General features: G+C 62.8%; 28 protein-coding genes and 1 tRNA gene. 13 read left to right on the forward strand and 16 right to left on the reverse strand.

What is annotated here, in order from left to right; all coding sequences use genetic code 11:
- Positions 1 to 26 precede the first annotated feature (26 nt).
- The 7 genes from dld to ET21_RS0107405 form a co-directional block, all read right to left on the reverse strand.
- Positions 27 to 1,748 (reverse strand): D-lactate dehydrogenase, encoded by a 1,722-nt coding sequence (gene dld, locus ET21_RS0107375; protein ID WP_030539153.1) that lies wholly within the window; start codon positions 1,746 to 1,748, stop codon positions 27 to 29.
- A gap of 37 nt (positions 1,749 to 1,785) precedes the next feature.
- Positions 1,786 to 4,101, reverse strand: coding sequence for a TonB-dependent receptor (locus ET21_RS0107380; RefSeq protein ID WP_051768047.1), 2,316 nt, complete (start codon positions 4,099 to 4,101; stop codon positions 1,786 to 1,788).
- Positions 4,102 to 4,195: 94 nt separating this feature from the next.
- Positions 4,196 to 5,353: an FAD-dependent monooxygenase gene (locus ET21_RS0107385; RefSeq protein WP_081856627.1), complete on the reverse strand. Its 1,158-nt coding sequence runs from the start codon at positions 5,351 to 5,353 to the stop codon at positions 4,196 to 4,198.
- Positions 5,354 to 5,415: 62 nt separating this feature from the next.
- Positions 5,416 to 6,594 carry a serine hydrolase gene (locus ET21_RS0107390; RefSeq protein ID WP_030539156.1) on the reverse strand — a complete coding sequence of 393 codons (1,179 nt, stop codon included), beginning with the start codon at positions 6,592 to 6,594 and terminating at the stop codon, positions 5,416 to 5,418.
- A gap of 73 nt (positions 6,595 to 6,667) precedes the next feature.
- Complete coding sequence (locus ET21_RS0107395; protein WP_030539157.1) at positions 6,668 to 7,198, reverse strand: nuclear transport factor 2 family protein; 531 nt, start codon at positions 7,196 to 7,198, stop codon at positions 6,668 to 6,670.
- A 100-nt stretch (positions 7,199 to 7,298) separates the two neighbouring features.
- Complete coding sequence (locus tag ET21_RS0107400; protein ID WP_030539158.1) at positions 7,299 to 7,712, reverse strand: VOC family protein; 414 nt, start codon at positions 7,710 to 7,712, stop codon at positions 7,299 to 7,301.
- A gap of 2 nt (positions 7,713 to 7,714) precedes the next feature.
- The gene (locus tag ET21_RS0107405; protein WP_162180691.1) at positions 7,715 to 8,578 is read right to left on the reverse strand and encodes an enoyl-CoA hydratase/isomerase family protein; all 864 of its coding nucleotides are present in this window, start codon (positions 8,576 to 8,578) and stop codon (positions 7,715 to 7,717) included.
- A gap of 264 nt (positions 8,579 to 8,842) precedes the next feature.
- Here ET21_RS0107405 and ET21_RS0107410 point away from each other — a divergent pair, with 264 nt between their 5' ends.
- The 3 genes from ET21_RS0107410 to ET21_RS0107420 all read left to right on the forward strand — a co-directional run bounded on the left by ET21_RS0107410 (position 8,843) and on the right by ET21_RS0107420 (position 11,445).
- Positions 8,843 to 9,817, forward strand: coding sequence for a fumarylacetoacetate hydrolase family protein (locus ET21_RS0107410; protein WP_030539160.1), 975 nt, complete (start codon positions 8,843 to 8,845; stop codon positions 9,815 to 9,817).
- A 72-nt stretch (positions 9,818 to 9,889) separates the two neighbouring features.
- Positions 9,890 to 10,708, forward strand: a complete 819-nt coding sequence (locus tag ET21_RS26495; protein WP_051768050.1) for a FadR/GntR family transcriptional regulator — start codon at positions 9,890 to 9,892, stop codon at positions 10,706 to 10,708.
- Positions 10,709 to 10,713: 5 nt separating this feature from the next.
- Entirely contained in the window at positions 10,714 to 11,445 is a 732-nt protein-coding gene (locus ET21_RS0107420; RefSeq protein WP_051768051.1) for a glutathione S-transferase family protein, read from the forward strand.
- 37 nt (positions 11,446 to 11,482) lie between these two features.
- On the opposite strand, the gene ET21_RS0107425 is transcribed toward ET21_RS0107420, so the two are convergent.
- The gene (locus ET21_RS0107425) at positions 11,483 to 12,430 is read right to left on the reverse strand and encodes an AraC family transcriptional regulator (protein WP_030539163.1); all 948 of its coding nucleotides are present in this window, start codon (positions 12,428 to 12,430) and stop codon (positions 11,483 to 11,485) included.
- 100 nt (positions 12,431 to 12,530) lie between these two features.
- Here ET21_RS0107425 and ET21_RS0107430 point away from each other — a divergent pair, with 100 nt between their 5' ends.
- On the forward strand, positions 12,531 to 13,595 hold the full coding sequence (locus ET21_RS0107430; protein ID WP_030539164.1) for an aromatic ring-hydroxylating dioxygenase subunit alpha: 1,065 nt from the start codon (positions 12,531 to 12,533) through the stop codon (positions 13,593 to 13,595).
- Between the two features lie 156 nt (positions 13,596 to 13,751).
- Here ET21_RS0107430 and ET21_RS25675 read toward each other — a convergent pair whose 3' ends face one another.
- Positions 13,752 to 14,060: a hypothetical protein gene (locus ET21_RS25675; protein ID WP_051768052.1), complete on the reverse strand. Its 309-nt coding sequence runs from the start codon at positions 14,058 to 14,060 to the stop codon at positions 13,752 to 13,754.
- Between the two features lie 303 nt (positions 14,061 to 14,363).
- On the opposite strand from ET21_RS25675, the gene ET21_RS0107440 reads away from it, so the two are divergent.
- Both ET21_RS0107440 and ET21_RS0107445 read left to right on the forward strand, forming a co-directional pair.
- On the forward strand, positions 14,364 to 15,623 hold the full coding sequence (locus tag ET21_RS0107440) for an aminotransferase class V-fold PLP-dependent enzyme (RefSeq protein WP_030539166.1): 1,260 nt from the start codon (positions 14,364 to 14,366) through the stop codon (positions 15,621 to 15,623).
- Between the two features lie 24 nt (positions 15,624 to 15,647).
- Positions 15,648 to 16,064 carry a RidA family protein gene (locus tag ET21_RS0107445; RefSeq protein WP_030539167.1) on the forward strand — a complete coding sequence of 139 codons (417 nt, stop codon included), beginning with the start codon at positions 15,648 to 15,650 and terminating at the stop codon, positions 16,062 to 16,064.
- 159 nt (positions 16,065 to 16,223) lie between these two features.
- Here the strand turns inward: ET21_RS0107445 and ET21_RS0107450 are convergent, their stop codons facing one another.
- On the reverse strand, positions 16,224 to 16,985 hold the full coding sequence (locus tag ET21_RS0107450) for an integrase arm-type DNA-binding domain-containing protein (RefSeq protein ID WP_337587953.1): 762 nt from the start codon (positions 16,983 to 16,985) through the stop codon (positions 16,224 to 16,226).
- A 165-nt stretch (positions 16,986 to 17,150) separates the two neighbouring features.
- A tRNA-Leu gene (locus ET21_RS0107455) sits at positions 17,151 to 17,237 on the reverse strand.
- 143 nt (positions 17,238 to 17,380) lie between these two features.
- Here ET21_RS0107455 and ET21_RS0107460 point away from each other — a divergent pair.
- The 3 genes from ET21_RS0107460 to ET21_RS0107470 all read left to right on the forward strand — a co-directional run bounded on the left by ET21_RS0107460 (position 17,381) and on the right by ET21_RS0107470 (position 19,285).
- Positions 17,381 to 18,136, forward strand: a complete 756-nt coding sequence (locus ET21_RS0107460; RefSeq protein ID WP_030539169.1) for an alpha/beta fold hydrolase — start codon at positions 17,381 to 17,383, stop codon at positions 18,134 to 18,136.
- Positions 18,136 to 18,996: a tetratricopeptide repeat protein gene (locus ET21_RS0107465; protein ID WP_030539170.1), complete on the forward strand. Its 861-nt coding sequence runs from the start codon at positions 18,136 to 18,138 to the stop codon at positions 18,994 to 18,996. The genes ET21_RS0107460 and ET21_RS0107465 overlap by 1 nt, the downstream gene beginning before the upstream one ends.
- A gap of 85 nt (positions 18,997 to 19,081) precedes the next feature.
- Complete coding sequence (locus ET21_RS0107470; RefSeq protein ID WP_030539171.1) at positions 19,082 to 19,285, forward strand: hypothetical protein; 204 nt, start codon at positions 19,082 to 19,084, stop codon at positions 19,283 to 19,285.
- A gap of 40 nt (positions 19,286 to 19,325) precedes the next feature.
- Here ET21_RS0107470 and ET21_RS0107475 read toward each other — a convergent pair whose 3' ends face one another.
- A complete protein-coding gene (locus tag ET21_RS0107475) occupies positions 19,326 to 20,030 on the reverse strand; it encodes an SIMPL domain-containing protein (RefSeq protein WP_030539172.1) in 705 nt (234 codons plus the stop codon).
- A gap of 101 nt (positions 20,031 to 20,131) precedes the next feature.
- On the opposite strand from ET21_RS0107475, the gene ET21_RS0107480 reads away from it, so the two are divergent.
- The 3 genes from ET21_RS0107480 to ET21_RS0107490 are packed head-to-tail and all read left to right on the forward strand — an operon-like array spanning position 20,132 to position 21,750.
- Positions 20,132 to 20,566, forward strand: a complete 435-nt coding sequence (locus tag ET21_RS0107480) for a VOC family protein (protein WP_021238172.1) — start codon at positions 20,132 to 20,134, stop codon at positions 20,564 to 20,566.
- 3 nt (positions 20,567 to 20,569) lie between these two features.
- Complete coding sequence (gene gloB / locus ET21_RS0107485; RefSeq protein WP_021238173.1) at positions 20,570 to 21,292, forward strand: hydroxyacylglutathione hydrolase; 723 nt, start codon at positions 20,570 to 20,572, stop codon at positions 21,290 to 21,292.
- A gap of 53 nt (positions 21,293 to 21,345) precedes the next feature.
- Complete coding sequence (locus ET21_RS0107490) at positions 21,346 to 21,750, forward strand: hypothetical protein (RefSeq protein WP_030539173.1); 405 nt, start codon at positions 21,346 to 21,348, stop codon at positions 21,748 to 21,750.
- A 138-nt stretch (positions 21,751 to 21,888) separates the two neighbouring features.
- Here ET21_RS0107490 and ET21_RS0107495 read toward each other — a convergent pair whose 3' ends face one another.
- From ET21_RS0107495 to ruvA, 4 genes are all read right to left on the reverse strand, one after another.
- Positions 21,889 to 23,631, reverse strand: a complete 1,743-nt coding sequence (locus ET21_RS0107495; RefSeq protein WP_051209641.1) for a long-chain fatty acid--CoA ligase — start codon at positions 23,629 to 23,631, stop codon at positions 21,889 to 21,891.
- 131 nt (positions 23,632 to 23,762) lie between these two features.
- A complete protein-coding gene (ruvB, locus tag ET21_RS0107500; protein WP_021238176.1) occupies positions 23,763 to 24,782 on the reverse strand; it encodes a Holliday junction branch migration DNA helicase RuvB in 1,020 nt (339 codons plus the stop codon).
- Between the two features lie 40 nt (positions 24,783 to 24,822).
- Positions 24,823 to 25,149: a GIY-YIG nuclease family protein gene (locus tag ET21_RS0107505; protein ID WP_030539174.1), complete on the reverse strand. Its 327-nt coding sequence runs from the start codon at positions 25,147 to 25,149 to the stop codon at positions 24,823 to 24,825.
- Positions 25,150 to 25,221: 72 nt separating this feature from the next.
- Complete coding sequence (ruvA, locus tag ET21_RS0107510) at positions 25,222 to 25,833, reverse strand: Holliday junction branch migration protein RuvA (RefSeq protein WP_021238178.1); 612 nt, start codon at positions 25,831 to 25,833, stop codon at positions 25,222 to 25,224.
- A gap of 140 nt (positions 25,834 to 25,973) precedes the next feature.
- On the opposite strand from ruvA, the gene ET21_RS0107515 reads away from it, so the two are divergent.
- Positions 25,974 to 26,549, forward strand: a complete 576-nt coding sequence (locus ET21_RS0107515; RefSeq protein WP_030539175.1) for a hypothetical protein — start codon at positions 25,974 to 25,976, stop codon at positions 26,547 to 26,549.
- The last annotated feature ends 53 nt before the right edge of the window (positions 26,550 to 26,602 follow it).

The following is a 26,602-nucleotide window of genomic DNA, read 5'->3' on the forward strand; positions in this document are numbered from 1 at the left end:
CGCGCGGATTGGCCACCGCCAAATGCTCACTGCCAATCGTGTAGCTTCGATGTCTTGCCCAATCCGGGATTGAAGCGGTTGTGGGGATCAAGCTGGCGATAGAAATCCGCCAGGCCCGGTTCTGCCCGATAGAGATGCCCGACATTATGTTCGGCCGGATATTTGGCGCCGCGCAGATCCATGATGCGCAGGATTTCGGCCTTGAAGCTGTCGCAATCAGCGCCCGCTTTCAGGACATAATCCTGATGGAGGACGTGGCAGAAGAAATGCCCATAATAGATCTTCCTCTCGACCTGCTCCGCCAGATGGGGCGGCAACTGCTCGAACCAGTCAGCGTCGTTTCGCCGAAGGGCGACATCGAGGGCCACGATCTGCGAGACTTCATTCCGGTGGATTTCGTGAAAGCGGATCGCCGCGCCCGCCACGGCGAAGCGATGGAGCGCGGCCTTGCCGGCTTCCACCGGACTGCATTCGAAATAGCCACCGCCGTCAGGATTGAACTGCCTTTCAAGATAATCCCGTATCTCTCCGGCTCCCGAAGAATCGATCGACAGGATCAGATGATGCTCGAAAGCGTCCCGGAAATGGCGGATTCTGGGCGGGAGATGTTCGGGAAATAGCTGGCCGATGCGCTGGAGCAGGCGATCGCTGAGCTTGCCGGATGGCCTGCCGAAGCGGGCCGCCACCCGGTCGATCATCGCCTTGAGGCCAAAGAGCATCTGTAGCCGGGCGGTTCCGAGCAGGCGAATGGCGAGGAACGTGTCCTTGCCATATTGGTGAGCGAGATCGAACGCCTCGCGATGAATATATTCTCCGCTGATCGGAAGCGTGCTGCATTTGCCAAGCACATATCGCCTCAACTCTTCCAACTGCCGGGGCGAGTTGCTTCCGATATAGAATGTGGTGACTGCACCGGCGCGCGGAAATGTGTCGAGCCGCACTGCGAAGACCGCCACTTTTCCAGCGCTTCCCGATGCGCCGCACAGCATCTTCGGGTCGGCATTGTAGCGGGCGGGCGAGGAGGCATCGACATCGCGGACGATCTCTTCATAACCGCTTGCCGATGCTTTCCGGCCGGAATCATCCATCAGGATGCCGGGACATTCCCCCCGGTCGAGCATGGAGAGGATCGTTTCCGGGCCGCCGCCACAGGCGATCCGCAATTCGTTGACAAGTTCCAGGCGGCCGCCGGTCATTCGCGCGTAGAGGGAAAGCTGCGTATAGGCAGGTCCCCGCTGGACGAGCGCTCCGCCCGAATTGTTGCAGACGCCGCCGATCACGGAAGCGCCGATGCAGGACGACCCAATCACCGAATGCGGCTCGCGGCCGAGGGGCGACAGCCGTGTTTCCAGCTCATGCAGCGTGCTGCCCGGCAGGCAAATGACCTGCCGGGCATCCCGGATCGGGATGATGCCCTTGATCCGGCCGGTCTGAATGATCAGCACGGGGCGGCCATAGTCATCGCCAAAGGGCGTAGAGCCACCGGTCAGGCCGGTATTGGCGGCCTGCATGATGATGGCCACATCCGTCTGCGTCGCGGCGGCAAGCACGCGCCACAGTTGCACGAGCGAAGCGGGACGCACGACCGCGAGGCACGGTCCGCCGCCCCAGCGCATGCCGGAGCAATAGCGCAGGGTATCGCGAGGCCGGGTAAGGACATGGCGGCGCCCGCAAATCGCACGGAACGTATCGATCAGATTCTGACGGTCCGCAGCAGGAGCGGCGCTATGCAAGGGGAGGGAAGCCATTCATTTACCTGACCCCGCCCTTGTGGCTCGCCTGCGGTCAGAATTCAACTCTGGCCCGCACGCCGTAGGTCCTGGGCGGCCGCAAGGTAGCCGTAACCAGGTTGAACAACGGATAGGCCGGATGCACGAAGATGTTCCCAACCACATCGTCATTTTCGATATTGTTGATATAGGCGGTAACGCTCCATCCGCCTCTGGCCGGGCGGTAGGTGAGATTGGCGTCGGTGCGCGTGTTCGAGCCGATCAAGGTCTGCGGCAGCAGAGTGTCCGACGCATAGCGCTCATCCTCGAAGCGCGAACTCACCTCGGCGGTGATTTCGGCACCGTTGGCAAGCTGGAATGTCTGGCGCACGCTGCCGGAAATGGTCCATTCGGGAACTTGGAGAAGCGCAAAGCCGCTGCAATCAATGGTATACAATCCGTTGGACAGGGTGGAGGGGCATCCCGTCGTCGGTGGGATCGATCCCGGCGGCAGATGGGCAAGCGCCGAAATATCGGGTGTCGTGAATCGGAAATCCTTGTAGCGCGCATGGGTATATTGCGCCTGAAGGCTGAACAATGTGTTGGGCGTGGGCTGATATTTTCCTTCGATTTCCGCACCGTAAATTTCGGACCGGCCGACATTCTCGGTCGGGAATCCCAGTACCGGGTTGCCGGTGCTGCCCACCACATAGTTCAGGTGCGCGAGCTGCTGGTCTTTATATTTGGTCAGATAGGCTTCGAAATTGAGCTGAAGCCTGTTGCCAGCAAAACGGTTCTTCGTACCGGCAACGAAGGACGTGACCTTTTCAGGTGCGTAACTGTTGTTTCGAGAGCTGAAGAAGAAACCGCCAGCCTTGAAACCCGTTCCGACATTCGCATAGACGAGCGACTGTGGTCCGGCGTCCCATTCCACCCCAGCCTTCCACGTAATGTCGTCAAAGCTGTTTCGGCCGTTGGTGATGATGTCGGGGGTGGGGGGATAGGCCAGGATGATGGGATTGAGATTGGGACCGCTGGTCAGCACCGCTGGCAAGGTGTTGGAAAAGGTTCCATCCATCCCCTTCTCCTCCCAGGTGTAGCGAGCGCCGCCCGTCAGGCGGAGGGTATCGGTGATAGAATAGCCGAGCTGCCCGAAAGCGGCCGCCGACTTGGTGCTCAGGCGGCCTATCTGGACGGGAACGCCAAGGAACTGATTATCCGGCCTCAAGTCGAAGCTGGAATTTTCCTTGAAATAATAACCACCTAAAAGATAGGTGAACCGCGACCCGGGGTTGGAAGCCAGCCGCAATTCATAGGATTGTTGTTCCTGTTTGATCCGGTCTATCCACCAGAACCCGGACGATATATTGAAGTTGTCGGCCTTGGTCGATCGCCATGCGGGCAGGAAGGTGATCGTGCCGACGCCGGTGTTCCAGTTGAATTCCGCGAGCACGCCGCCCGTTTTGGTATCAAGCTTCGCCTGATCGATCGGCAAGGGCGTCACCGCGCCGGGGAAGACGGTGGTGTTCGGCAGCGCGGTCTGGAACAGGCGGGTCACGGCCGGATCGCCCAAACCGCCCCTGACCGGCGTCGTGCCGAGCGGCAGGACAGCGCCGCCGCCGCCCTTGCCGCCAAGCTTCGAATAGTCCCCCACGATCTTCACTGACAGGTCCGGCGTCAGATTGGCCCGCAATGTTGCCCTGAACGCCCGGGTTTTTGCATCGTCCGTCCCGTCGCGATAATAACCGTCATGATCCTCGGTCTGGAACGCCAGGCGCAGCGCCCCATCATTCCCCATTGGCACGTTGAGCGCGCCTTCGAACAGCAATTCGTCGAAATTGCCATATTGGGCGGAAAGATATCCGTTGAACTCCCCTGGATCGGCAGACCGGGTTATGAGGTTGATCGCGCCGCCCGTTGCGTTCCGGCCATAGAGCGTGCCCTGCGGACCCTTGAGGACCTCCACGCGCTCCACATCGAAAAATTGTCCGTTCACGGCGTTGGGCCGCGTGATGTAAACGCCGTTGAGGTTGAACGCGACCGCAGGTTCGGCATAGGCGTTAACCGCCGAACTGCCGATGCCGCGGATGAAGAATACAGTATAACCGCCCTGGTTGGACGCCTGAAGGGCAGGCACGGCGACTGTCAGATTTGCAGCGGTGGTGACGCCTGCATTCGACAACGCCTCAGGATTGACAGCAGAGACGGACAGTGCCGTTCGTTGCAAGCTTTCGGAGCGGCGCTGTGCCGTGACAACTATTTCGTCCAGCCCGGCTGGAGGCGCCGTCGCTTCAGAGTTTCCCGCTTCCTGAGCCCATCCAGGAGCCGCCAGGCAGCAGCAGGAGATTCCCAGCAGAAGACCAGCGGCGAAATCGCCTTTCGATTTGGACATTGTCCCCTCCCATGCAATTTCTAAATCAATAGCATATGATGATGAATGCTATGATCTTATCTCATTATACTTATCATATTCGATGTTGATGCGATCAGATGCTTGCGTTGACTTCTTCCATACCTTCGACAGTAAGAATGACGGGGTCTGCGCCCGGAGTTCCCGGCGCTTGCTCCCGCCTAGAAATCTGGATGCCATTTTCGACGATCTTGCGGCACCGCGCTGAGCGCCGATGGGTGAAGGCGGCCATCGCCTGGCCGAGGCCTTCCGCTCTGGCGATTTCCTCGCCCAGCAAGATGCCGTCTTCCATGGCCAGACCAGCGCCGAACGCCAGATGCGGGGTCGTCGCATGCACCGCATCGCCGATCAACAGCACACGCCCCTTGTGCCAGGGCGGAGGAACGAACAGAGGTGACAGCGGCGTGTAATGAACCTTGTCAGGATCGACGATATATTTGATCAGGCGCGGCACTTCGCCGCCGAAGCCGGTCAATTTCGAACGCAGGATGGCGGGCCGGTCCTCCCGTTTGAGATAGGTAAAATCCGGCACGGGTTCGAGATGGACGAGATAGGCCTCTTCGCCGCTGACGGCGATGATGCCGACCTTACTAGTCTCTCCATGGTAGAACTCGAAGTCATAGGGATTGAGCCTCGGCACCGCCGCTCGCCAGCATGCCTGCCCGACATATTGCGGCATGGGGGCATCAGGAAAGATCAGGCGGCGAACCGCTGAATTCACCCCGTCCGCGCCGATGACGAAATCATAATCGCGCACGTCGCCATTGCCCAGCCGCACCCTTACCGGCGCATCGGCACCGTCCTGATCGATGGCTTCGACTTCAGTTTCATAGCGGACGGAGCAGCCGGCGGCGATCGCACCGGCATGAAGCACGCGGTGCAGCGCGGGGCGCGTGATTCCGACATTGGTCGGCAGGCCGGGCCGCGTCACCTTGCCTTCCTGCGACTTTTGGACGAGCAGATTCCCCGCCTTGTCCAGATAGCGCATGACATTGACCGGCGCTCCGACCTCGACACAGCGCTCGGCCAGCCCGACTGTATCAAGCGCGCGCAGGGCCGCACTTTGCAGCATCAGTTCGGAACCCAGAACCGAATCATCTGAACTGCGCTCCACAATTTCGACGCTGCCCGCCACGCCTGCCCTCATCAGAGAAAGCCCTGCCGAAAGACCGGCCGGTCCCGCACAGGCGATCAGCACCTTGTCGAAAAGCCGCTTTGGGGTTTGCTCACTCACCTGATCTCTCCAAAGACTGTGCGCTGGTCTTTCCGCCGCGCATCATTCGGGTTTCAGCAGTTTCAATCGTCCAGCGCCGCTACCGCCAGGTCGGACAGCCGTTCCAGGCGCTGGAAATGGCCAAGTCCTTCCATCAGGCCGGCGGTCAGGATCACGAAGGTCAATCCTCGCGACGGATCGACCATGAACATCGTCGATCCGCTGCCCACCGCGCCGAAACTGTCCGGGGAAGCGAAGTTGCCGAGCGGCGACATATGATGTCCTTCGCCACGGACATAGCCGCCCATCAGGCAGAAGTTGGCGGGGAATTCCGCGACGTCGCGGTCCTCCTTGCTGAAATCCCAGAACACATTCGGTTTGCCGCCGGTGTGGTTCTTCAATGCATAGCTGGTAGCGGCGGCCGAAAGAACGCGCGTCTTGCCATCGGTGCCGCCGAGGCGCAGCATCTCTGCAAAGCGGAAGACGTCGGCGGCAGTGGAGAATATCCCGCCGCCGGGGATTTCGGCCTGTTCGTCGACATCATCGAAGGAGTGCATGACTTCGGTGGACGCCGCGCCGGGGTTGAGGTCGGCCAGCCGTACCGGCACGCGGTCGGGATGACCGACCGCCAGCCCGCAGGTCATCGTGTTAAGGCCCAGCGGTTCGAACACCTCCTGCCTCAGCACCTCGCGGAACGGTCGCCCTTCGACCCGGCGAAGCACTTCGCCCAGTATCGCGAAGTCGGCGAAGGGATTGTAGACGACCAGATCGCCCGGACGCGAGGCGAGCTGCTGCGCAGCGATGGCGTTGGCCATCTTCTGGAGGTCGAATACGTCCCGGCCCCAGCTCAACGGCGGCGGCGGCAGGAAATGCGGCCAGGTCCCGGCCGTGTGGGTGAGCAGATGATAGATGGTCACGCGTTTCTTGCCGCGAATGCCGAATTCAGGAAAGACATCCGCCACCTTGGTATCCAGCGTCAGCAGCCCCTTGTCGATCGCCTTCATAATGGCAAAGGCGGTGATCGCCTTGCTGGTCGACGCCAGCCAGTAGCGGTCGGACGTGCGGCTCGGCCGCCTGGTATCGCGATCGGCCACGCCCAGCGCCTCGTGCAGCACCACTTTGCCGTGGCGGGCCAGCACGATCGTTGCCCCATGGTGGAGGCCGTTCGCCATGTCCCGCAGGATCGCATCCCGGAAGCGGGCCAGAGCATCCTCGCGAAAACCGGCCGCCGCAGCGGTTTCGATCTGAATATCGCCACTCATCGGTCATGTCCCCCAGTCACGTTCAGTCTTGATTGGGCGGAGCGCCGCTCCGCCAGATTTCGCGGGGCGGGAGTCATTTCGCGCCGCCCGTCATCAGACGCGTGCCGCGTTCGAGCGCGCGCCGGAAATTCTCCGCCATGTCGCCGCCGGTGCTCAGGCGGACATCGACGGTCATCCGTTCGATCTTCCACTCGCCGCCGATGCGCCGCAGCGCGACATCGTAGAAGCCCCAGGTGCAGAAAGTGTCCTCCGCCGTCGGTCCCAGCGAATGAGGGGCGGCCTGATAGGATTCATATCTGGCGCAATCGCCGTCGATCGACACGACCGGGTTCGGGTGCATGTGGATCGTCTGGTGAAAGCCGCCGTTGCGCGCTTCCACCCCCGCCATCAGATCGGCCCGTGCCACGGGCGCGCCCGACACTGCCGGATCATCGAGATTTCCGCCCGGAACGCCGAAGGATATGGGGTCGGTCAGACAGGATGCCGCTTCGTCCCACGATTTGCGGTCGAGCGAGAAAAAGAATCTGCTGACCACGTCCGTGATCATGGCGCGCTGATAAAGATAGTCGACCTTGTCCTCGATCGTTGGGTGTAGTTCGGCCATCATCCTCTCCACTGATGCTTCGTTGCGTCAGTCTTTCTAGCCGGTAGTACGCCGTGCGGCACCTGCCGCTGAACGGCTTTCGAGTCCTGACGCTGGACGTTCAGGCCGGCATCGGGTCGCGAGGCGTCGGAAAATCTCCTTCGATCAGTTCGACCTTCATCCCATTCGGGTCCGCCGTAAACGCCACGCGCAGATCGTTGCCGGTGACGGGGTGGAAGGGCTCGACCGTTACGGGGATGCCCTGTTCCCGCAACCGGCCCACGGCGGCATCGAGGTCGCCCACGGCCAGGGCGATATGACCGGCACCGGGGGAGCGATCATATCCTTCGGGCGGATTTTCCTGCACCGTGAGTTCGATGGTGACATCGTCGTTGCCCGGGGCGGACAGATAGATCAGATAATAGCCTTCGCTGATCTGGAGGCATCCGGTGCATGAGAGCCCCAACGCCGCCCAGAAGGCAAGCGTCGGCTCCACGTCCCGTATCCGGTAGTTGGCGTGGGCGATACGGACCATGTTCAATCCTCGCTTGCCCGCTTCAGATTTTCCATGTCATAGCTCTTGTCGTCGGCCAGGGGCCAATAGTCGTGCGTGGCCCAGCATTCCTGCGCCATTCCGAAGGGCAGTTCGCGGATAAGCAATTCCCGCCAGGGTTGAACCAGCAAGGCACGGGTCATGACGCGATGCGAGCGGGCGCGCGGCAGGAATACGGTGCGCGCGATTTCCCACGCGCGATCGAGCAGCTTGTCGTCCGGCAGGATTTCGCCCACCAGCCCAAGGTCTAGCATTTCCTGCGCACTCATGACCTGACCGGTGAGCAGGAAATATTTGGCGCGGTTTATGCCCATCAGTTCGCGGAAGATGGTCTGCACGCCGTCGCCGGGGACGATGCCCATCCCGGTATAATGCCCGTCAGCCATCGTCGTGCTTTCGGAACAGATCACGATGTCGTTCAGCAGCGCAAGTTCCTGGTGGATGAAGAACGGCCCGTTGATCGCCGCGATCACCGGAATCTCCAGGTTCAGCAGCGCAAAAGGTTCGTGGACCTGATCCTTGTACCAGAAATCATAGCCCTTGTTGAAGTCATATGGCTTGTCGAAACCATTGCGGCTCCATCCCACCGGGTCCATCGACGCGAGGAAAGAGTCTCCGGTTCCGGTGAAGATCACGACCTCATTTTCCGGATCATGACCGATGTCGGCGAAGGCCGGGATGAAGGCGCGGTGGATTTCCAGCCCCCATTTGGCCGGGCCGCCTTGGGTGTGCATCTTCACTTCCAGAATGCCATCCTCGCGGCGCATATGGAAATATTCGCTCCACTTTTCCGCATAGTCGGTCAGGTGGGTCCGGTACATTTTGGTCAAGCTGTAGGGAACAGGCATCCCGCATCCTCTCATTTATGTCACTTGGTGACTTAGCTAGAATCGTCGGACGGGTCTGTCAATGTCGAATGTCGGCGAAAAGACCGGTTGGAATGTCGAGATTTCGCCAATTAGGCCCAATTTACGGAGAACTTGATACAGACAGGTGCCAACATGCCTGTGTCTGATCAGCCTCCGCTCAATTTGATTGACATGAAAATCAGCCTCGTCCAGAAAATAGGTGACATGGTATGTTAGGGAAGTGTCATTCAGGATGGTTCGATCATGAGACTTGCCACTTTCATCGGTAAGGGCGGCCGCCCTCGCACCGGATCGATCGTCGATGCCGGCGGCTCACTTCTGCGGGTGCTTGACCTGGCTCTGTTGGCGGAGCGGAGCGGCGCAATGAACCCTATGATCCTCACATCGATGCAATCACTGATCGAGGCGGGGCCTCCTATCCTCCCCGGCCTGGCGAAGCTGTGCGCGGCGGCCGATTCCGAAGGGCCGGGCAGTTTCGCGCTGGAGGAGGTGACGCTCGTCTCGCCCTTGCCGCACCCTGTCCAACTGCGCGACTTTTCGGTGTTCGAGGAGCATCTGCGCGACGCCGGCACGGCTCTGGCGGTTTTGGAGGCCCGTGCAAGCGGGGGCGAGGAGCCCCGGATCGGCAGCGGCGCGGTGGCGCAGGTCTATCGCGATTATCCACTATTCTATTTTTCGAACCGGATGAACGTCGCCGGCACGGGCGTGCGCATAAAATGGCCCGCCGATGTGCAAAGGCTCGACTTCGAACTTGAGATCGCGGCCGTCATCGGCACGACCGGGCGCGACATTCCCCTCGCCCAGGCGCATGAGCATATTTTCGGGTACACCATCTTCAACGACGTTTCCGCCCGCGACGTGCAGTGGCGTCAGATGAAGGGCGCCCTGGGGCCCTGCAAGGCCAAGAGCTACGACAACTGCAACGTGCTTGGCCCCTGGATCGTGACGCGCGACGAACTTCCCGAACTGAACGGACTGGCCGTCAGCGTCCGGGTGAATGGCGAGCCGTGGATCGAAACCAGCATCCACGGCATGGTGCATGGTTTCGATGAAATGGTCGCATTCGCCAGCAGCGGCGAGACAATCTTTGCAGGAGAGGTTTTCGGATCAGGTACGGTCGGCGGTTGTTGCGGATTGGAAATGGACAGGTGGCTCACGCCGGGCGACCGCGTCGACCTTGACGTCCAGAAGATCGGCAGGCTCACCTGCCACTATTGACTCGCTCGCCAATTGCCCGGACTGCATAGCCCGAAGCACTGGATCAGCCATTATTTTGCACGAGGAACCGGGTTGCCAACCATCGATTTCGCCCGCACGAAGATTTCCCACATCATCATCGCCTCCTTGCGTGAGCAGATTTTGGCAGGCCGCTACCCCGTGGCGTCGAAATTGCCGTCCGAAAGGCTGCTGGCCGAAGAGTTCAACGTCAGCCAACCGACCATGCGCGAAGCGATCCGGGCGCTCGATGCGATGGGTCTGGTCGATGTGCGCCACGGAAGTGGAACCTATGTTCGCCACGATCCCGCGTTGATCGTTACCACCGCGCTCCAGGCGCTGCTTCAGCTTGACCGGGTCTCGCTCCTGTCCGTGCTGGAGGTGCGTGCGGTGCTTGGCACCAGTTCGGCCGCGCGCGTTGCGCAGTCCGCCTCCGACGCCGACCTTGACAGGATTGAGGAGGCGCTGGACGAACTGGGCAAGCTCGACACCTGCGCTTCGGTGGAGGATGTGATCAACCGCACCATCGGCTTTCAGACCGCCATATGCGAGCTGTCGGGCAATCCCTTCCTGTCGAGGCTGGAAAGCCTGCTGATCATCCTGTTGCTCCAGGTTCAGCTCCGCGCGCTCAGGTCCAGGGGATTGTCCTACTGGATCGGCCGGTCCACCGCCTTTCAAAGTGACCGCAAGGCCATTCTCGAAGCACTGCGCTCACGAGATCCCGCAATGGCTTCGCAGGCAATGACGGATTATTTCGATCACCAGACCAGAGTCTTCAAAAGCGATCCAGAACTGGTGAGGATGCGCTTTACCGACAGCGCTGTGGTCGCCGCGGTATCCGACATCCTGATTCACATGAGGACAGGCCGCGAAGCGCCCCCAAGCGAGGAATAGAAGTCATGGAGCAATTCGTGGTTTCCGGCGCCACCCCCACGGCGCTCACGGTCTATCACGGGCTCGGAGCCTGCTCCCGCGTGGTGCTCGCGGCTTTGAATGCCGCGGGCTGCGGTTATCGCGTCGAACTCGTCAATCTCTTCGCCGGAGAGCAGCGATCGCCCGAATATCTCGCCCTCAATCCCAAGGGCAAGGTTCCCGTGGTCGTGGACGGCGGCTTTGTGATCACTGAAACGCCTGCCATTCTTCCCTATCTTGCAGCGAAATTCCCGGACAGCGGATTGCTGCCTACCAGCCACGGCCTGGCGGAGCGGACGCGGATCGCCAGTGATCTCGCCTGGATCGCGGCAGGGCTGCACCCGGTCGTTACCCGGCTGCGGATGCCGCTATTCTTTGCCGATGATCCTGCTGACGTATGGAAGAAAGCGGAACTGGCGATGCGGCCTTGGTTCGAATTGCTCGACACGCTGTTCGCGCGAAATCGCTGGTATCTGGGCGACGCCTTTTCCGTATTCGATCTTTATCTCAATTGGATATGGTATCGCAGCACCGGGGCAGGGTTCGAAGGCGTGAGCTATCCGCATTTCGCGCGGCATGCCGCCGATGTGGAGGCAAATCCAGCAGTCCAGGCCATGCTTGCGCTCGAAAGCCGGTGTGAAGCGGCGCTTGCGCAGGCGGGCTTTATATTCCGCCCCCAGTTCGATGCCGCCGCGGCCGGTTTAGCCAATCCACGATAGGCAGCGCGCTCCCCGCCTCTCACCCTTTATATCGGCGTTAAACTGCCGCGTGGCGCATCCGGTAACGGCTGGGACTTTCGCCCGCGACGGCGGTGAATATGCGAGCGAAGGTGCGCGCACTCGAATAGCCGAGGCTTTCCGCCACATCCTCCACCGACCGCCTCGTCCTTTTCAGGATGTCCCTTGCGATGTCCACGCGCAATCTGGTCAAATAGGCGAACGGCGTTTCGCCTATGGTGCTACGGAAATGTTCCGCCAGCTTCGAACGTGAGCAGCAGCCGGCCGCGGCAAGCGTGCCCAGATGCCAGCGCCGCCCCGGATGATCGTGCATCGCGCGCAACACTTTCGAGACGATCGGATCGTTCAGCCCCTTCAGCCAGCCACTTTCGTGCGGTGTTTCGGCCAGCCATGTCCTCAGCGCAGCGGTAAGCAGCAGCTCGATGATCCTGAGGGAAATGGCTTCATAGCCGAAAACATGCCGCTGCCGCTCAATGGCGATGAAATCAGCGGTCGCCGCCAGCCACGGGCGAATGGCCGGATCGAGTCGACGAAAGACCATCAGGGCAGGCAAGTGGGCAAGCAGTTGATCGGAACCGGGCCGATCGAACATGATCAGCCCGGATGTCATCACCAATGCAGGCGGTGCGGTTCCGATTTTGAGCAACAACGGCTCGCTCAAGCCATTGTCATGCGACCATATCGGCAGATTATCGCGTTTCAGAATATCCTGGATGCCGGAGATGACTGGATCTTCCCCCATGGCGATGCGATGCGGCAAGCCATGGGGAAGCAGAACCAGATCGCCTGCACCCACATGATGGCTTTCGCCTAGCGCCGAAACCCAGCCTTGCCCCTTGGTTACATAGTGAAAAAGCGAGCCGCCGCTGGAGGCGAGATCGACTCCAGAGTCTTCGCCAAGACGGGTTTCGGCAAGGAGGGGCGCCGCCGCGCGGAGACCGCAGAGAATTGAAGCGACGAGATCCATCTGGACTGATTGTACCAAGATTAAAACTATGAAGCCATTCTAATCCAGCGATCAGCGGGATACGATCTTATCAGAACTTAAAATAGCTGGGAGCGATGCGATGTACCCGTTGGGTGAGGCTCAAAAGCCATGGCCGGAAAACCAGTGGTATATCGCCGCCACCACCCAGGAGGTCGGGCCCGGCACATTGCTCGGCCGCCGCCTGCTCGGAAAAAGGGTCGTTCTCTTTCGCGACACGGCGGGAAAGGCGCATGCCTTGTCTGGCCTGTGTCCGCACCGGATGATGCCGATGGAGCTTGGCAAGCATCTGGGCGACCTCATCGAATGCGCCTATCACGGGCTCGTCTTCGACAGGAACGGCGCCTGCGTCGCTGCCCCCACCTCTCGCAGCGTGCCCGACTGCTCTCTCACGCGATATCCGCTGGCCGAGACAGGGCCGCTGCTGTGGATCTGGATGGGCGATCCAGACATGGCCGACAGTGTGCCGCTACCCAGGACCGACTTCGTGGGGATCGGCATGCCCGGCTGGCGGGTGGACGTGGCGGGCTATTTCCATCTCAAGGCGCGCTATACTCTGCTTGTCGACAATCTTTTCGATCTCAGCCACCTTAGCTACATTCACGCCAGTATTGTTGGGGATCCAAAAAATAATACGCTGCCCTTGGAAGAAGCCGCCTTCGTCGAGGATGACGGCCGCACCTTCTTCCAGCGCGTCAGGGACGATTTTTCATCGCAAGACGATTATCACCGGTTTCTCGACCCGCGCATGGGCGAAAGAATGTGCGCGGGTTTCCAGACAGAGATGATTGCCCTCGGACTGATCCGGGCTGGTGATGTACATTGGTGCGGCCCGGACAGGCGAACCGCGCCGGTGGGCTACAGCAACTTCAATCACGCTTTTACCCCGGAAAGTGAACATTCCACCCATTATTGGACTTTTCTTTCCAGGAATTACGATACCGGCAATGACGTGACGAGCGCGCGTCAGGTCGAACGGAATAATGCCGTGGTGGCGCAGGATATCGATGCGCTTGAAGCGATCGAAACTGCGTTGCAACAGGGAAACCTGCCGCCCGAGATTTCCATGAAACAGGATTTGGGCGGAATGCGCGCGCGGCTGCGCCTGATCCAGATGATCAACAGAAAAGCGGCTGCCCAAGCGTGAATTGCGACTGGTGCGAGGGGGGCCTGCTTGAACAGGTGAGCGGCGCTTGCCGAGATGGTACTTCCGTCAGGATGCTTCGGCGCGGAATTTCCAGTTCGCGCCGTCCGGTTGTAAGTCTTTGCCCTTCCAACTGACGGCTGGAACGGGGCGCGTTCTTTACAGCGACTTCACCAGCCTGTCTTCAAGAATGCGCCCAACGACGTAGAGAATGGCAAATAGTCCTGCGAACACATAGGCGGCCGTGGGCGAAGGCTTGTCCTTGTCTTCGGCGTCCTTGTCCTTCTTCGGCTTTTCCGGCGTGGGAGCGCCCAGAAACTTGTCGATCGGATGTTGCGGCAACTCCATGTTCTTTTCGGGCTTTTTTTCCTCCGCCGCTGGCGCTGACGCCTTTTCCAGTTCGCCGATCGTCACCGCCGCCTGGGCAAAACCCAGGAACAAGAGGGGAGCGAGCACGAGTTGCGCCAACGGCGAAGGCCCCTTCCACTCTATGACATACGCAGCAGACAGGCGGAGGCGCGAACGTAGAGCATCTAGGACATGATGCGCGGGGGGTGGATCGGACCAGCACTGGGCTCTCGCCGCCGAGACCTGGCGTGGCTCGGCGGCGGCGCGATCGCTAAATCAAAATGCATGGCGGATCGACACCGTTGCTTCGTTTCACCGGGCATGGATCAGCATGCAGGAGGTGCCGATGGCGATCCCGGTCGCCCTTGCGTGTTTCATCCGTACCACAAGCCGCTGGCCTGACCCATGTCATCAGATCTTGGCATGATGCTCAGCCGTCGGCAGGCGCTGGGCGGGGCGGTTGCCGCCATGCCGCTTGCGGCTGGAGCGATGCAAGCGCCCGCCGCGCCGGTGCTGCCGGACAAAGCGTCCTTCGCTGCCGGTCCGCTCGCTTATCTGGACAATGCATCGACCCATCCCATCAGTATGGGTGCCAGAGCGGCGATTGACGCCTATGTGGAAAGCCGGATGCTCGCCGCGATGGCGAAGAACCAGAGGCGCCAGGACATGGCCCGCCCGCTAGGCAAATTCGCCGGCCTGATGAATGCGGATGCGGACGAGTTGACCTGGGTCCAGAGCACGACCATGGGCGAGCAGATGGTCTTGCGCGCGATGGGGTTTCCGGCTGCGGGCGGCCGGATTGTCACCGACACGCTGCACTTCTACGCATCCTTCCCCATGTATATGGAGATGGCGCGGCAGGGCGTCAATGTCCGTTGGGTCACGGCGCGCGACGGGCGCATCGCGCTGGAGGACATGGCCAAAGCGATCAGGCCCGGCACCAAGCTGGTAATGCTGTCGCTGGTGTCAACTTATAACGGCTTCACCCATGATCTGAAGGCGGTGTGCGACCTGGCCCATGCCGCGGGGGCACTGGTCTATGCCGATATCATCCATGCCGCCGGAGCCATCCCTGTAGACCTGCACGCCAGCGGTGTCGATTTTGCGGCGTGCGCGACGTACAAATGGCTGATGGGGGATTTCGGGCTGGGTTTCCTCTATGTGCGCAGGGGCGTCGCCGATCTTTTGCCCCGCACCGAATATGGCTATTATGGCTTTGCGAAGCCGGGAGCGGCGCCGGGAATCGGCCTGTCGCCACCGGAAACGCATGTCTATCCACTCGATCCGCCCGGCACGTGGCCGGTAGCCTATATGAAGCGCGGCGGCGCCATCGGCCATTTCGCGACCGGAACCTATAGCCACGCCGTGCCTGCGCAGCTCGACTATTCGCTCGACTATATCGCCCGGCTCAGCGTCCCGGCCATTCAAGCGCATGCGCAGGCGCTGATCAGGCAATTGCGTGAGGAACTTTCGCGCAAAGGCTATCGCATCATCACGCCTCCCGAAGCGCGAGTCCCGTTGCTCACCTGCCTCTTAGCCAATGCAAAGGCAGTGCTCGCCGAGCCGCTGGCTAAGGCGCAGGTGCGGCTGTCACTGCATGACAATCATTTTCGCGTCTCGCCATCGGTCTATAACGACCAGAAGGATATCGAGCGCCTGATTGCGGCGCTGCCGCCTGTCTGACCGTGCGTCATTGGAGTTCCGCCTATGAAGACCGCTTTCGCGCTGATCGCCCTCCTGGCAGCTACCCCCGCCTTCGCGCAACAGCCGCTTCCCGTGTCCCTGCCTTTCTCGCCATCGGTGCGCGTGGGGGATACCCTCTATCTGTCAGGGCAGATCGGTCGGGTTCCGGCGGGCCTTGACCCACACAAGGAAGGGTTCGACGCGGCGGTCCGCGAATCGATGGACGCCATTGGCAAGGTCCTGAAGGACAATGGATTGAGTTATGCCAATGTCGCCAAATGCACGGTGATGCTGGACGACATGGCCGATTGGCCGCGCTTCAACAGCGTCTATCTGACCTATTTCAAGGGCAAGCGTCTTCCCGCGCGTAGCGCGTTCGGCGCAGACGGGCTGGCGCTGGGTGCCCCGCTGGAAGTCGAATGCATAGCGGCTTTCGAGTGAAGGAGGTCCTGCTGGTTCGGGAATCCTAACAGGGCTTCGCTGGCGTGACCCAAGCAGACGTAGCCGCGCATCCTCTCCGGTCTACAGCGCCGCGACCAGGCCCTGGTGCGTAAGTTCCCGGCAGACGCGATGGACGACGATCTTGTCCAGTGCGGATATTCAGGCGGCTGCCGCGCGAGCAATGGGGCCATGTCGAGCTTTCTTCATGCGCGCGCGGAGGGATTCAACAGCGGCGACCTCAGCGCCTGGTATGCGTCGAGCGGCATCAAGGCAGCGATCGCCGAGGTCGCCCGTGGTGATCGCGGCGAGGTGCTTTACCTTGGGAACGGTAAGCGCGCCGCGAAGGTCGCGGGCCGGGTCGTACTCGGCGCGCGTCGTGGCAATCGCGTACCGGAAGATCCGGCTGAGCACGCTGCGCATCCTGCGCGCGCTTTCATAACGGCCGGTGGCTTCGATCGAGCGGAGCACGGCGAGCACTTCCTGTGCGGTGATCTTCGCGATCGGGCGGTTGCCGAGCTTGGGATAGGCCTTGGCGAGCAGCCAGCGGACCTTGCTCAGCGTGACCTCCGCCATCCCCTCGCGTTCGTTCTTGGCGATCCATTCCTCGGCGACCAGCTTGAAGCTGTTCTCCTCGGACAGCTTCTCCCGGGCGGCGGCGAGCTTGGCTTCATGCGACGGGTCACGGCCCGCGGCGATCAGCCGACGCGCATCGTCGCGCTGTCCGCGCGCATCGACGAGGCTGACCTCCGGCCATGCGCCGAAGGAAAGCGTCCGCTGCTTGTCGAGATGGCGATAATTGAGTCGCCACAGCTTGCGGCCGTTAGCCTTGACGAGAAGGTAGAGGCCTTCGCCGTCGGACAGCTTGTAGTCGCGCTCCCTCGGTTTGGCGTTGGCGACGGTCGTCGCGAAAAGCTTTCCCATGATGGTATCGTCCCTGTCCATCAGGGGCCACCGATACCATCAAGAATACCAACTTTGTTCCCGATTGGTGCCGGAACAGCCCGGATTTGACCGGACGGTCATAGCACAAAAAACGGCGGAAATCTGCCGTTTTTGGACGCTCTCGGATGTCCTCGGAAGAACAAATGGTGCCCAGAAGAGGACTCGAACCTCCACGACCTTGCGATCGCCAGCACCTGAAGCTGGTGCGTCTACCAATTCCGCCATCTGGGCACGGGGTAGGTGGGCGCGATTAGCCGTTGGTTTTCACCCTGTCAATCGCGCAGCCCTTTATTTTTCTTCTGCTTTGGTTTTCCGCTCGCCGCGCTTTAAGGCAGGGACCGGACCCTCGACCGAAACTGCGCTGGAGAGCCTTTGTGCAGCAACCCGTATTCGCCCCGCCATCCTTTTTCGCGCGGCCTGACGGGCTTCGGCTTGCCTATCGCTACCGCCCCGGCGCCGGACCCGTGATCGTGTTCCTGCCGGGCTATATGTCCGACATGGAGGGCGGCAAGGCGGTTGCGCTGGACGCCTGGGCGGCGGAGAGCGGCCGGGCCATGCTGCGGCTCGACTATGGCGGCAATGGCGCGAGCGAGGGACGGTTCGAGGATGGGACGCTTGCCAGCTGGCGCGACGATGCGCTGTTGCTGATCGATTCGCTGACGCAGGGGCCGGTGCTGCTCGCCGGTTCCTCCATGGGCGGCTGGCTGGCGCTGCTGATCGCGCTGGCCCGGCCTGAGAGGGTGGCGGGGCTGGTGGGCATAGCCGCCGCGCCGGACTTTACCGAATGGGGCTTCACCGATGCCGACAAGGCGCTGCTCAGGACGGAGGGGCGGATCGCCGAGCCCACGCCCTATGGCGATCAGCCCTATGTTACCACGCTGGCCTTCTGGGAATCGGGGCAGGCGCTGCGCCTGCTGGAGGAAGAGATCGCCATTTCTTGCCCCGTCCGCCTTCTGCAAGGGCAGGAGGACCCCGACGTGCCCTGGGAGATCGCGCTGCGGATCGCGCGGCAGCTGCGTTCATCCGATGTGCAGACGCTGCTGATTAAGGATGGCGACCATCGCCTTTCCCGCGACGCCGATATCGCTTTGCTGATCCGCACCGTCGCCAGCCTTTTGGACAGTCTTTGATGGCCATCTTATTGCCGCTGCTGCTGCTGACGCCGCAAGCCTATGACCCGGAGGTGGAAGTGGTGATGAACCGGCGGCGCAAGGAAGCCGCCGCTCCCGCCGCTTCTTCGGCGGCTCCGGCGCAGGCCGTGCGCGCTGATGGGCGCATCCCCGTGCCGGAAAAGTTTGCCAAGCCCTTCCAGGCCTGTCTGGATCAGGCGATCGACTCCCCCGATCAGGGGATTGCCTTCGCGCAGAAGTGGCGGCTGGAAGGCGGCAGCTTCTACGCGCGTCATTGCCTGGGCTTCGCCTATGCGCGGGCGGAGCGCTGGGCGCCTGCCATCGTCGCCTTCGAACAGGCGGCGGACGAGGCGGAGCGGGGCGGCGACATGGCGCAAAGCGCGCGATTGTGGGCGCAGGCTGGCAATGCGGCGCTGGCGGGCGGGGACGCGGCCAAAGCGCGGACCAGCTTTGACGCGGCGCTGGCGCGCGGGCTGCCGGACGGGCTGGAGAAGGGCGAGCTTCATCTGGACCGCGCCCGCGCCCTGGTGGCGCTCGGCGACATGGATGGCGCACGCGACTCGCTGGATGTCGCGACAGTCCAGGCCGCGCAGGATCCGCTCGCATGGCTGCTGTCCGCGACATTGGCGCGGCGGACGGGGGAGTTGAGGCTGGCGCAGGCCCATATCGCGCGGGCGGTCCAGATGTCGCCGGACGACGCCTCCGTCGCGCTGGAGGAGGGGAATATTGCTATCCTCACCGATCATGAGGATGTCGCGCGGTCCGCCTGGCAGCGGGCGGTGAAGATCGCTCCGGCATCGCCTGCGGGGAAGGCGGCCGCCGAAAGCCTGGCGCGTTTGCCCGCCGCTGCCGCCCGCTGACCAGGGCCAGCAAAACTTCCTTACGGAACATAGCCCTGTCCCTTTCCGTTCGCGGGCCATGCGGTTCACAGGAAAGGATGAAGATATGCAAGGCAATCGAGGAAAGCTGTCCGCCATCGCCCTGCTGCTGGCGGGCGCCATGACGCTGGGCGCATGTTCGCACGGCGCGACGCGCGGCGGGCTGATCGGCGGGGCGGGCGGCGCGGCCGTTGGAGCGGCCACCGGGCTCGGCACGGTCGAAGGCGCGGTGATCGGCGGCACCGCTGGCGCTATCATCGGCGACGACTGACGGCAGGAGCGGGATCGCGCTCGCCCCCGGAGAGCGATCCCTAATCCAGGTAGAAATCCACGGTCGTGACGACACGCACCTTCTTATAGGGCGTATCGCTCTGGCCATCGGCTTCGCCGTCGCGCGGGTCGATCGAGAAATAGCCCTGGGTGGCGCTCTTGATCCCGCCGACGCTGGCCCCGCTGTCGCGCGCGAATTGCTCGGCGGCGGCGCGGGCGTCCTTGGTGGCGGCGGCGACCATCGGCGGCTTGATGTCGTTCAGCTTGGTGAAGCTGTAGCGCATGCCCGACCCCTCCTGCAAAGTGACGCCGCGCCGCACGAGGTCGAACTGCTGCGCGACGGCGCGCTGCGCCCGGGCTATGTCGTTGGTGCGCAACAGCATGCGCTGGGAAATGGTGATCGTGTTGACGCCGTTGTTGATATATTGGTTCACGCCCGCGCCGGTCGGCGTCAGCGCATTGGCGGGAAAGCCAAGCTCGGCGAAATAGGCCTTCAACTCCCTGGTGTTATTGTCGATCTCAGCGCGTACCGCGGGCAGGTCGAACCCGGTCGCCGAATAGCTGATGGTCCAGGTCGCAAGGTCGGCGGTGACGTTGCGCTCCGCCAGACCGCGAACCGTGACGGAGCGGTCGGCGGCCCTGGCGCGCTTCAATCCGTCGCCCAGCAGATAGCCGCCGCTCACGATCCCGATCGCCAGCAGTCCGGCGCATCCCAGCAGCACCTTGTCACGCATGTCCATGCCCATCGCCATCTCCTCTTCCGTCGCCGTCCATGCCACCCTATCTTGAGCATGTTCCTGCACCCTTAGAGATGAACCGTTGCTGGACGGCGACGAACGGAGCCTGAATGACCAAATATCTCCACACCATGATCCGTGTGACCGATGTCGATCGCACGGTCGCCTTCTTCAACCTGCTGGGACTGGAGGAGCAGCGCCGCATCGACAATGAGCAGGGACGCTTCACGCTCGTCTTCCTGGCCGCGCCGGGCGATGAGGACGCACAGGTCGAACTGACCTACAATTGGCCGCCGCAGGACGGCAGCGCGCCGGAACGCTATGAGGGCGGGCGCAATTTCGGCCATCTCGCTTATCGCGTCGACAATATCTATGAGGTTTGCCAGCGGCTGATGGATGCGGGCGTCACGATCAACCGGCCGCCGCGCGACGGGCACATGGCCTTCGTGCGCACGCCGGACAATATCTCCATCGAACTGTTGCAGGACGGCTATCTGGAGCCTGCCGAACCCTGGCTGTCCATGCCCAATAGCGGGGTCTGGTAAGCCGTGCTGGAGGTCGTTCGCATCCCCGTCCTCAAGGACAATTATGTCTGGATGATGCATGATCATGCTGGCGGGGACACGGTGGTCATCGACCCCGCCGTCGCCGATCCCGTGCTGAAGGAAGCGGAGGAGCGGGGCTGGACGATCGGGCAGATCTGGAACACCCACTGGCATCCCGACCATGTTGGGGGCAATGCGGCGATCAAGGCGGCGACTGGATGCGCGATAACGGGTCCCGCGGCCGAAGCGGAGAAGATCGGCACGCTCGACCGGCTGGTGGGGGAGGGGGACAGCGTCTCCATCGGCAGCCACGCCGCCACGGTGATGGAGGTGCCGGCGCATACCGCCGGGCACATCGCCTATCATCTGGCGGCCGACCGGCTGCTGTTCGCCGGGGACACGCTGTTCGCCATGGGCTGCGGCCGCCTGTTCGAAGGCACGGCGGCGCAGATGTTCGCCAATATGCAGCGTTTCGCTGGCCTGCCCGACGACACGCAGGTCTATTGCGCGCATGAATATACCCAGTCGAACGGGCGCTTCGGCCTGACGGTGGAGCCGGACAATCAGGCGATCGCCGCGCGCATGGCCGATGTCGACGCAGCCCGCAGCCGGGGGGAAGCGACGGTGCCGACCACCATCGGGCAGGAGCGCGCCACCAACGTCTTCCTGCGCGCCGCCAATGTGGAAGAACTCGCCCGGCGGCGGGAAGCAAAGGATATCGCCTGATGCTCATGCGTTGTCGCGGCATCCTTCCTGAACAGAGATGCGGGAGAATGGCCATGCGTGGATGGATGATGTTGGCGCCATTGATGCTGGCGGCCTGCGCGGGCGGCAGCAGCGAGCCGCCGCGCCTGACCGAAAAGCAGGCCGCCCGGCTGGAGGCGGCGCTGGCGGGGAAGGTCGCGGGCGAGCCTGTGGACTGCATCTCGCGCTATCCCCAGGCCAGCCTGACCGCGATCAGCGACAGCGTGCTCCTTTACCGGGTGAGCGGAAAGCTGGTCTATCGCAACGATCTGATCGGCAGTTGCCCCGGCCTGTCGCGCGGCGATACTCTGGTGGTCAGGCCGTTCGGATCGCAATATTGCCGGGGCGATCTGGCCCGCAGCGCTGACCTGACGAACGGCATGGTGACCGGCGTATGCGCGCTGGGGTCCTTCACGCCCTATCGCACTCCGGCGCGTTGAGACCGGGCCAGAAGCGATCAACATTCAGTTGTGGCGGCCTGCAAATGGCGGTTCTTCGCGCTTCGGTGCTCACATACCTTAACTACGCTGCGCGCCGGGCCACGAAAAACCACCATCGCTCCTGAATGTTGATCGGTGCTAAGCCTTGTAAAGCGCGTCCAGCCGGTCCTGATAGCGCGCCCGGATGACGTGGCGGCGGATCTTCATCGATGGGGTCATCTCGCCATTGGCGACGGTGAAGGGCTCGTCCGCCAGGATGAAGCGCCGCACCCGCTCCGTCACGGACAGGTCGTGATTCACCCGCTCGACGGCGGCGCGCAGGGCGGCCTGATAAGCGGGATCGCTTTCCGCATCCTCCACCGCCTGACCCTTGGCGGCCGCCCATTCCCGCGTCCATTCCGCATCGGGAACGATCAGCCCCACCAGATGCGGCCGCCGGTCGCCATGGACCATGGCCTGGCCGATTTCCGGCTGTAGCGTCAGCATGCCCTCGACCTTCTGCGGCGACACATTGTCGCCCTTGTCATTGACGATCAGATCCTTCTTGCGATCGGTGATACGGATGCGCCCGCGCTCGTCAATCTCGCCAATGTCGCCGGTATAGAGCCAGCCGTCCTTCAACGCGCGTTCGGTGTCGGCTTCGTTGCGCCAATAGCCGTGCATGACCAGTTCGCCGCGCACCAATATCTCGCCATCCTCGGCGATGCGCACCTCCACCCCGTCCAGCGGCGGGCCGACCGTATCCATGGCGATGCCAGCGCTTGGCCGGTTGCAGCTGATCACCGGGCCGGCTTCGGTCTGGCCATAGCCCTGGAGCAGCGTCAGCCCCATCGCGTCGAAGAACAGCCCGACATCGGGGTTCAGCGGCGCACCGCCCGATACCAGCGCCTTCATCCGTCCGCCGAAGCGCGCTGCGATCCTGGGCTTGAGCGTGCGCGCCAGCAGCGCCTTAACCGGCAGGTCGATGATGGATTTGCGGCCCTGCTGCTCCTTCGCCGCGATCCTGAGCGCCTGTTCCATGAGCCAGGTTGGAAACTTGCCCTGCTTTTCGATCGACTTCATGATCCGGGTGCGCAGCACCTCGAACAGGCGGGGCACGACCACCATGATGGTCGGGCGCGTCTCCTCGATATTGCTGGCGAGCTTTTCCAGCCCTTCGGCATAATAGATCTGCCCGCCCAGCATGATCGGCAGGAACTGGCCGCCGCTATGCTCATAGGCGTGGGACAGGGGCAGGAACGACAGGAACACTTCGTTGTCCCAGCCGAAATCCTCGACGACCAGCTTTCCCGCGCCTTCGATATTGCACAGGATCGCGCCATGATGCTGCATCACCCCGCGCGGCGCGCCGCCGGTGCCGCTAGTATAGATGATGCAGGCCAGGTCCTCGCGCCCCGCCGTCTGTTCGGCGGCGCAGGCGTCGGGGTCGGCGATGTGCCCGTTGATCAGGTCGCTCCACAGGTGGCAGGATATGTCGCCCTGTCCGCCCCTCAGCGGTTCTATGCCGACGACGAAGCTGGCCCGCGACCGCAGCACGGCGGGCATCAGCGCCTGGGCGAGCTTTGCCGTCGACACGATCACCGCCCGCGCGCCGCTGTCGGTCAGGATATGCTGGTGATCGCGCGTCGTGTTGGTGGTGTAGGTCGGCACGGTGATGCAGCCCGCCGCCATGATCGCCAGGTCCGCGATGCAGAATTCCGGGCGGTTCTCGCTCACCAGCATGACCGGGTCGCCGGGTTTCAGGCCCTGCGCCTTCAATGCGGTGGCCAGCGACGCGACCTGATGCGCGACCTCGGTCCAGCTGAGCGATTGCCATCGGCCGTTCACCTTGCGCCACAGGAAGGGAAGATCGCCCTTGTTCTTCGCCCGGGCGAAGAACATCGTCACCAGATTGGGGAACCGTTCGATCGCCTGCAAGCCTGCCTCCTGCACCGGGCGCGTACGCACCGCGCCTCTCGTTGCCCGCCTATAACGGGGCCTTGCCGTAACGGCCACGCTTTTTCCACGCCCGTTCAGTCGAATAGGCCGTCCTGCGCCGTGGCGGGCGGGTTGAGCCCCAGATGCTTCCACCCCGGACCGTTCAGGCAGCGCCCGCGCGCGGTGCGGGCGATCAGGCCAAGCTGGATCAGATAGGGTTCGATCACTTCCTCGATCGTGTCGCGCGGTTCGGAAAGACCGGCGGCCAGCGTTTCCACGCCCACGGGGCCGCCGCGATAGATGTCGGCGATCATCATCAGGTAACGCCGGTCCATCAGGTCGAGGCCAAGCTGATCGACCTCCAGCCGGCTGAGCGACGCATCGGCCACCCTGGCGTCCACCGCTTCCGCCCCGGCGACGTTGGCGAAGTCGCGGACGCGCCGCAGCAGCCGCCCGGCGATGCGCGGCGTGCCCCGCGAACGGCGCGCAATCTCTATCGCGCCGTCGGATGTGATCGCAAGGTCAAGCAGCCGCGCTGCGCGGCGGACCACCAGCTCCAGCTCATCGACCGTATAGAATTGCAGCCGCACCGGAATGCCGAAGCGGTCGCGCAGCGGCGTCGTCAGCAGCCCCTGCCGCGTCGTCGCGCCGACCAGGGTGAAATGCGGCAGGTCTATGCGCACCGACCGGGCAGAGGGACCTTCGCCGATCATCAGGTCGAGCGCACGGTCCTCCATCGCCGGATAAAGCACTTCCTCGACCGCCGGGTTGAGGCGGTGGATCTCGTCGACGAACAACACGTCGCCTTCGTCCAGATTGGTAAGCAGCGCCGCCAGATCGCCGGACTTGGCGATCACCGGGCCGGACGTGGCGCGAAATCCCACGCCCATCTCCTTGGCGACGATCTGCGCCAGCGTCGTCTTGCCCAGGCCGGGCGGGCCGAAGAACAGCACATGGTCCAGCGCCTCGCCGCGCGCCTTCGCGGCCTCGATGAACACGCGCAGATTGCCCCGCGCCGCTTCCTGGCCGATGAATTCGTCCAGCGATTTGGGCCGCAGCGCCGCGTCGGCATCTTCCGCGCGGCGGGTAGAGGCGATCAGCCTTTCCTCGCTCATGCGCGCTCCGCCCCACTCACAACGTCATGCCGAACTTGTTTCAGCATCCATGGCGCCCCACGCTCCGGTCCAACGGCGGCAACCCCAGCCCAACCGCCAGGTCCACCCACGCCGGATTCTCGCGCTCGACCAAATTGATCTTCCCTTGCCGCCGCCAATTCTTCAGCTGCTTCTCCCGCAAGATCGCCCGCTCCATGGCATCGCACGCTTCGACCCGCACGAGCCGGTGCACGCCATAACGCTCCGTGGAACCCGGAATCGCCCCCGCGCGATGCTGCGCCAGCCGCCCCGGCAGGTTCGAAGTCACCCCGATATACAAAGCCCCACAAGGCTGACTGGCGAGGATATAGACGCAAGGCTCCTTCATCGTTCCCCCTCGGCGCCCAAGGCGCAATGGATGCTGAAACAAGTTCAGCATGGCAGGGAAGAAGGCGGGCCGTCATTTCGCCGCCTTCCGCAGCGCGAGGCGGACCAGCGCGTCAAGCGTCGCGCCTTCGCCCAGTTCCTCCTCGGCGGCGGCGACGGCGATGCTGGCCTCGGCCGGTCGGAAGCCCAGATTCTGAAGCGCGGACAGGGCGTCCGCACCGTGACCTCCGGCCATGACCGGTACGGCAGCGCCGCCGGGCAGCGCTCCGCCAGCGCCGGGGGCCGCGCCGATCTTGTCCTTCAATTCATTGACGATACGCTGGGCCAGCTTGGGGCCGACGCCGTTCGCGCGCGCGATCATCGCCTTGTCGCCCGTGGCCACGGCGCGGTGCAGTTCCACGGGTTCCAGCGCGGACAATATGGCCAGCGCCACGCGCGATCCCACGCCCTGAACGCCGGTGAGCAGGCGGAACCAGTCACGCTCCTCCGCCCGCGCGAAACCCACCAGCCGGACCGAATCCTCCGACACCAGCATTTCGGTATGCACGGTCACCGCTTCCCCGGCCGGTCCCAGCGCCGCGAGCGTGCGCGATGACGCGCCGACCAGATAGCCGACGCCACCCACATCGATGATGGCGTGGTCGATGCCGGTGCTGTCCAGCCGCCCTTTCAGTTTCGCTATCATGCCCCGCGCCCTTTGGTCATGATCTGTTCTTTACAGCCTCTTCCCCGCCGCGCCAGCTAAAAGCGCGTGGCCGTGGCACCATTTGCCGCGCCGTGCGTAATGCTGCCCTGTTTCCTCTTCGATCAAGGATGAACCGCGCGATGCCGATACAAGCACCGATGCTGTCGCCCAGGGATTTTGCCGAACCCGCCATCCGCCTTGCCGGATATGTCGACCATGGCATGTATATTCATTTCAAGGAAAGGCTGGCCGCCGCGCCGCAGGACGGCCTCGTCGTGGTGGAGATATCCACGCTGGGCGGAGACCCGGAAATCGCCCGGATGATGGGGGAGGATATCCGCTTCCATTCCGAAATGCAGCCCGGACGGCGGCTTGTCTTCCTGGGCAAGACGGCCGTCTATTCGGCGGGCGCGACCTTCATGGGCTTTTTCGCGACGGAGAACCGTTATCTGACGCGCGGCACCCGCCTGATGATCCATGAACGCATCATCACGAAGGACATTCCCCTTCAAGGGCCGCTGTCCACCTGCATCGCGCCGCTCAAGGCCGCGCTCAATGAGATCGAAGCGTCCATCGCCATCCAGAATGAAGGCTTTGCGAACCTGATCACGGGCTCGCAGGTGACGCTGGACGAAGTGCTCAGGCGCGCGCCGGAAAACTGGTATCTGGAAGCGAACGAGGCCGCCGCGCTGGGGCTGATCACGGCGGTTCTGTAAAGGGCGGTCCCGGTCCTTCACGGCTTGCTTACCAATTTCCCGCATAAGCGGCG

Source organism: Sphingobium sp. DC-2, assembly GCF_000722555.1.
In the GTDB taxonomy this organism is placed as follows: domain Bacteria; phylum Pseudomonadota; class Alphaproteobacteria; order Sphingomonadales; family Sphingomonadaceae; genus Sphingobium; species Sphingobium quisquiliarum.

Excerpts from the sequence above, each read along its gene's own strand:
- ET21_RS0107470 (WP_030539171.1), top strand. The coding sequence starts at position 19,082 with ATGCAAGGCAATCGAGGAAAGCTGTCCGCCATCGCCCTGCTGCTGGCG.
- ET21_RS0107400 (WP_030539158.1), bottom strand. The coding sequence starts at position 7,712 with ATGGTCCGTATCGCCCACGCCAACTACCGGATACGGGACGTGGAGCCG.
- ET21_RS0107515 (WP_030539175.1), top strand. The coding sequence starts at position 25,974 with ATGCCGATACAAGCACCGATGCTGTCGCCCAGGGATTTTGCCGAACCC.
- ET21_RS0107410 (WP_030539160.1), top strand. The coding sequence starts at position 8,843 with ATGAGACTTGCCACTTTCATCGGTAAGGGCGGCCGCCCTCGCACCGGA.
- ET21_RS0107475 (WP_030539172.1), bottom strand. The coding sequence starts at position 20,030 with ATGGGCATGGACATGCGTGACAAGGTGCTGCTGGGATGCGCCGGACTG.
- ET21_RS0107505 (WP_030539174.1), bottom strand. The coding sequence starts at position 25,149 with ATGAAGGAGCCTTGCGTCTATATCCTCGCCAGTCAGCCTTGTGGGGCT.
- ET21_RS0107445 (WP_030539167.1), top strand. The coding sequence starts at position 15,648 with ATGAAGACCGCTTTCGCGCTGATCGCCCTCCTGGCAGCTACCCCCGCC.
- ET21_RS0107480 (WP_021238172.1), top strand. The coding sequence starts at position 20,132 with ATGACCAAATATCTCCACACCATGATCCGTGTGACCGATGTCGATCGC.
- dld (WP_030539153.1), bottom strand. The coding sequence starts at position 1,748 with ATGGCTTCCCTCCCCTTGCATAGCGCCGCTCCTGCTGCGGACCGTCAG.
- ET21_RS0107425 (WP_030539163.1), bottom strand. The coding sequence starts at position 12,430 with ATGGATCTCGTCGCTTCAATTCTCTGCGGTCTCCGCGCGGCGGCGCCC.
- ET21_RS0107450 (WP_337587953.1), bottom strand. The coding sequence starts at position 16,985 with ATGGGAAAGCTTTTCGCGACGACCGTCGCCAACGCCAAACCGAGGGAG.
- ET21_RS0107440 (WP_030539166.1), top strand. The coding sequence starts at position 14,364 with ATGATGCTCAGCCGTCGGCAGGCGCTGGGCGGGGCGGTTGCCGCCATG.
- ET21_RS0107405 (WP_162180691.1), bottom strand. The coding sequence starts at position 8,578 with ATGCCTGTTCCCTACAGCTTGACCAAAATGTACCGGACCCACCTGACC.
- ET21_RS0107380 (WP_051768047.1), bottom strand. The coding sequence starts at position 4,101 with ATGTCCAAATCGAAAGGCGATTTCGCCGCTGGTCTTCTGCTGGGAATC.
- ET21_RS0107420 (WP_051768051.1), top strand. The coding sequence starts at position 10,714 with ATGGAGCAATTCGTGGTTTCCGGCGCCACCCCCACGGCGCTCACGGTC.
- ET21_RS0107490 (WP_030539173.1), top strand. The coding sequence starts at position 21,346 with ATGCGTGGATGGATGATGTTGGCGCCATTGATGCTGGCGGCCTGCGCG.
- ET21_RS0107430 (WP_030539164.1), top strand. The coding sequence starts at position 12,531 with ATGTACCCGTTGGGTGAGGCTCAAAAGCCATGGCCGGAAAACCAGTGG.
- ruvA (WP_021238178.1), bottom strand. The coding sequence starts at position 25,833 with ATGATAGCGAAACTGAAAGGGCGGCTGGACAGCACCGGCATCGACCAC.
- ruvB (WP_021238176.1), bottom strand. The coding sequence starts at position 24,782 with ATGAGCGAGGAAAGGCTGATCGCCTCTACCCGCCGCGCGGAAGATGCC.
- ET21_RS0107395 (WP_030539157.1), bottom strand. The coding sequence starts at position 7,198 with ATGGCCGAACTACACCCAACGATCGAGGACAAGGTCGACTATCTTTAT.
- ET21_RS0107495 (WP_051209641.1), bottom strand. The coding sequence starts at position 23,631 with ATGTTCTTCGCCCGGGCGAAGAACAAGGGCGATCTTCCCTTCCTGTGG.
- ET21_RS0107390 (WP_030539156.1), bottom strand. The coding sequence starts at position 6,594 with ATGAGTGGCGATATTCAGATCGAAACCGCTGCGGCGGCCGGTTTTCGC.
- ET21_RS0107465 (WP_030539170.1), top strand. The coding sequence starts at position 18,136 with ATGGCCATCTTATTGCCGCTGCTGCTGCTGACGCCGCAAGCCTATGAC.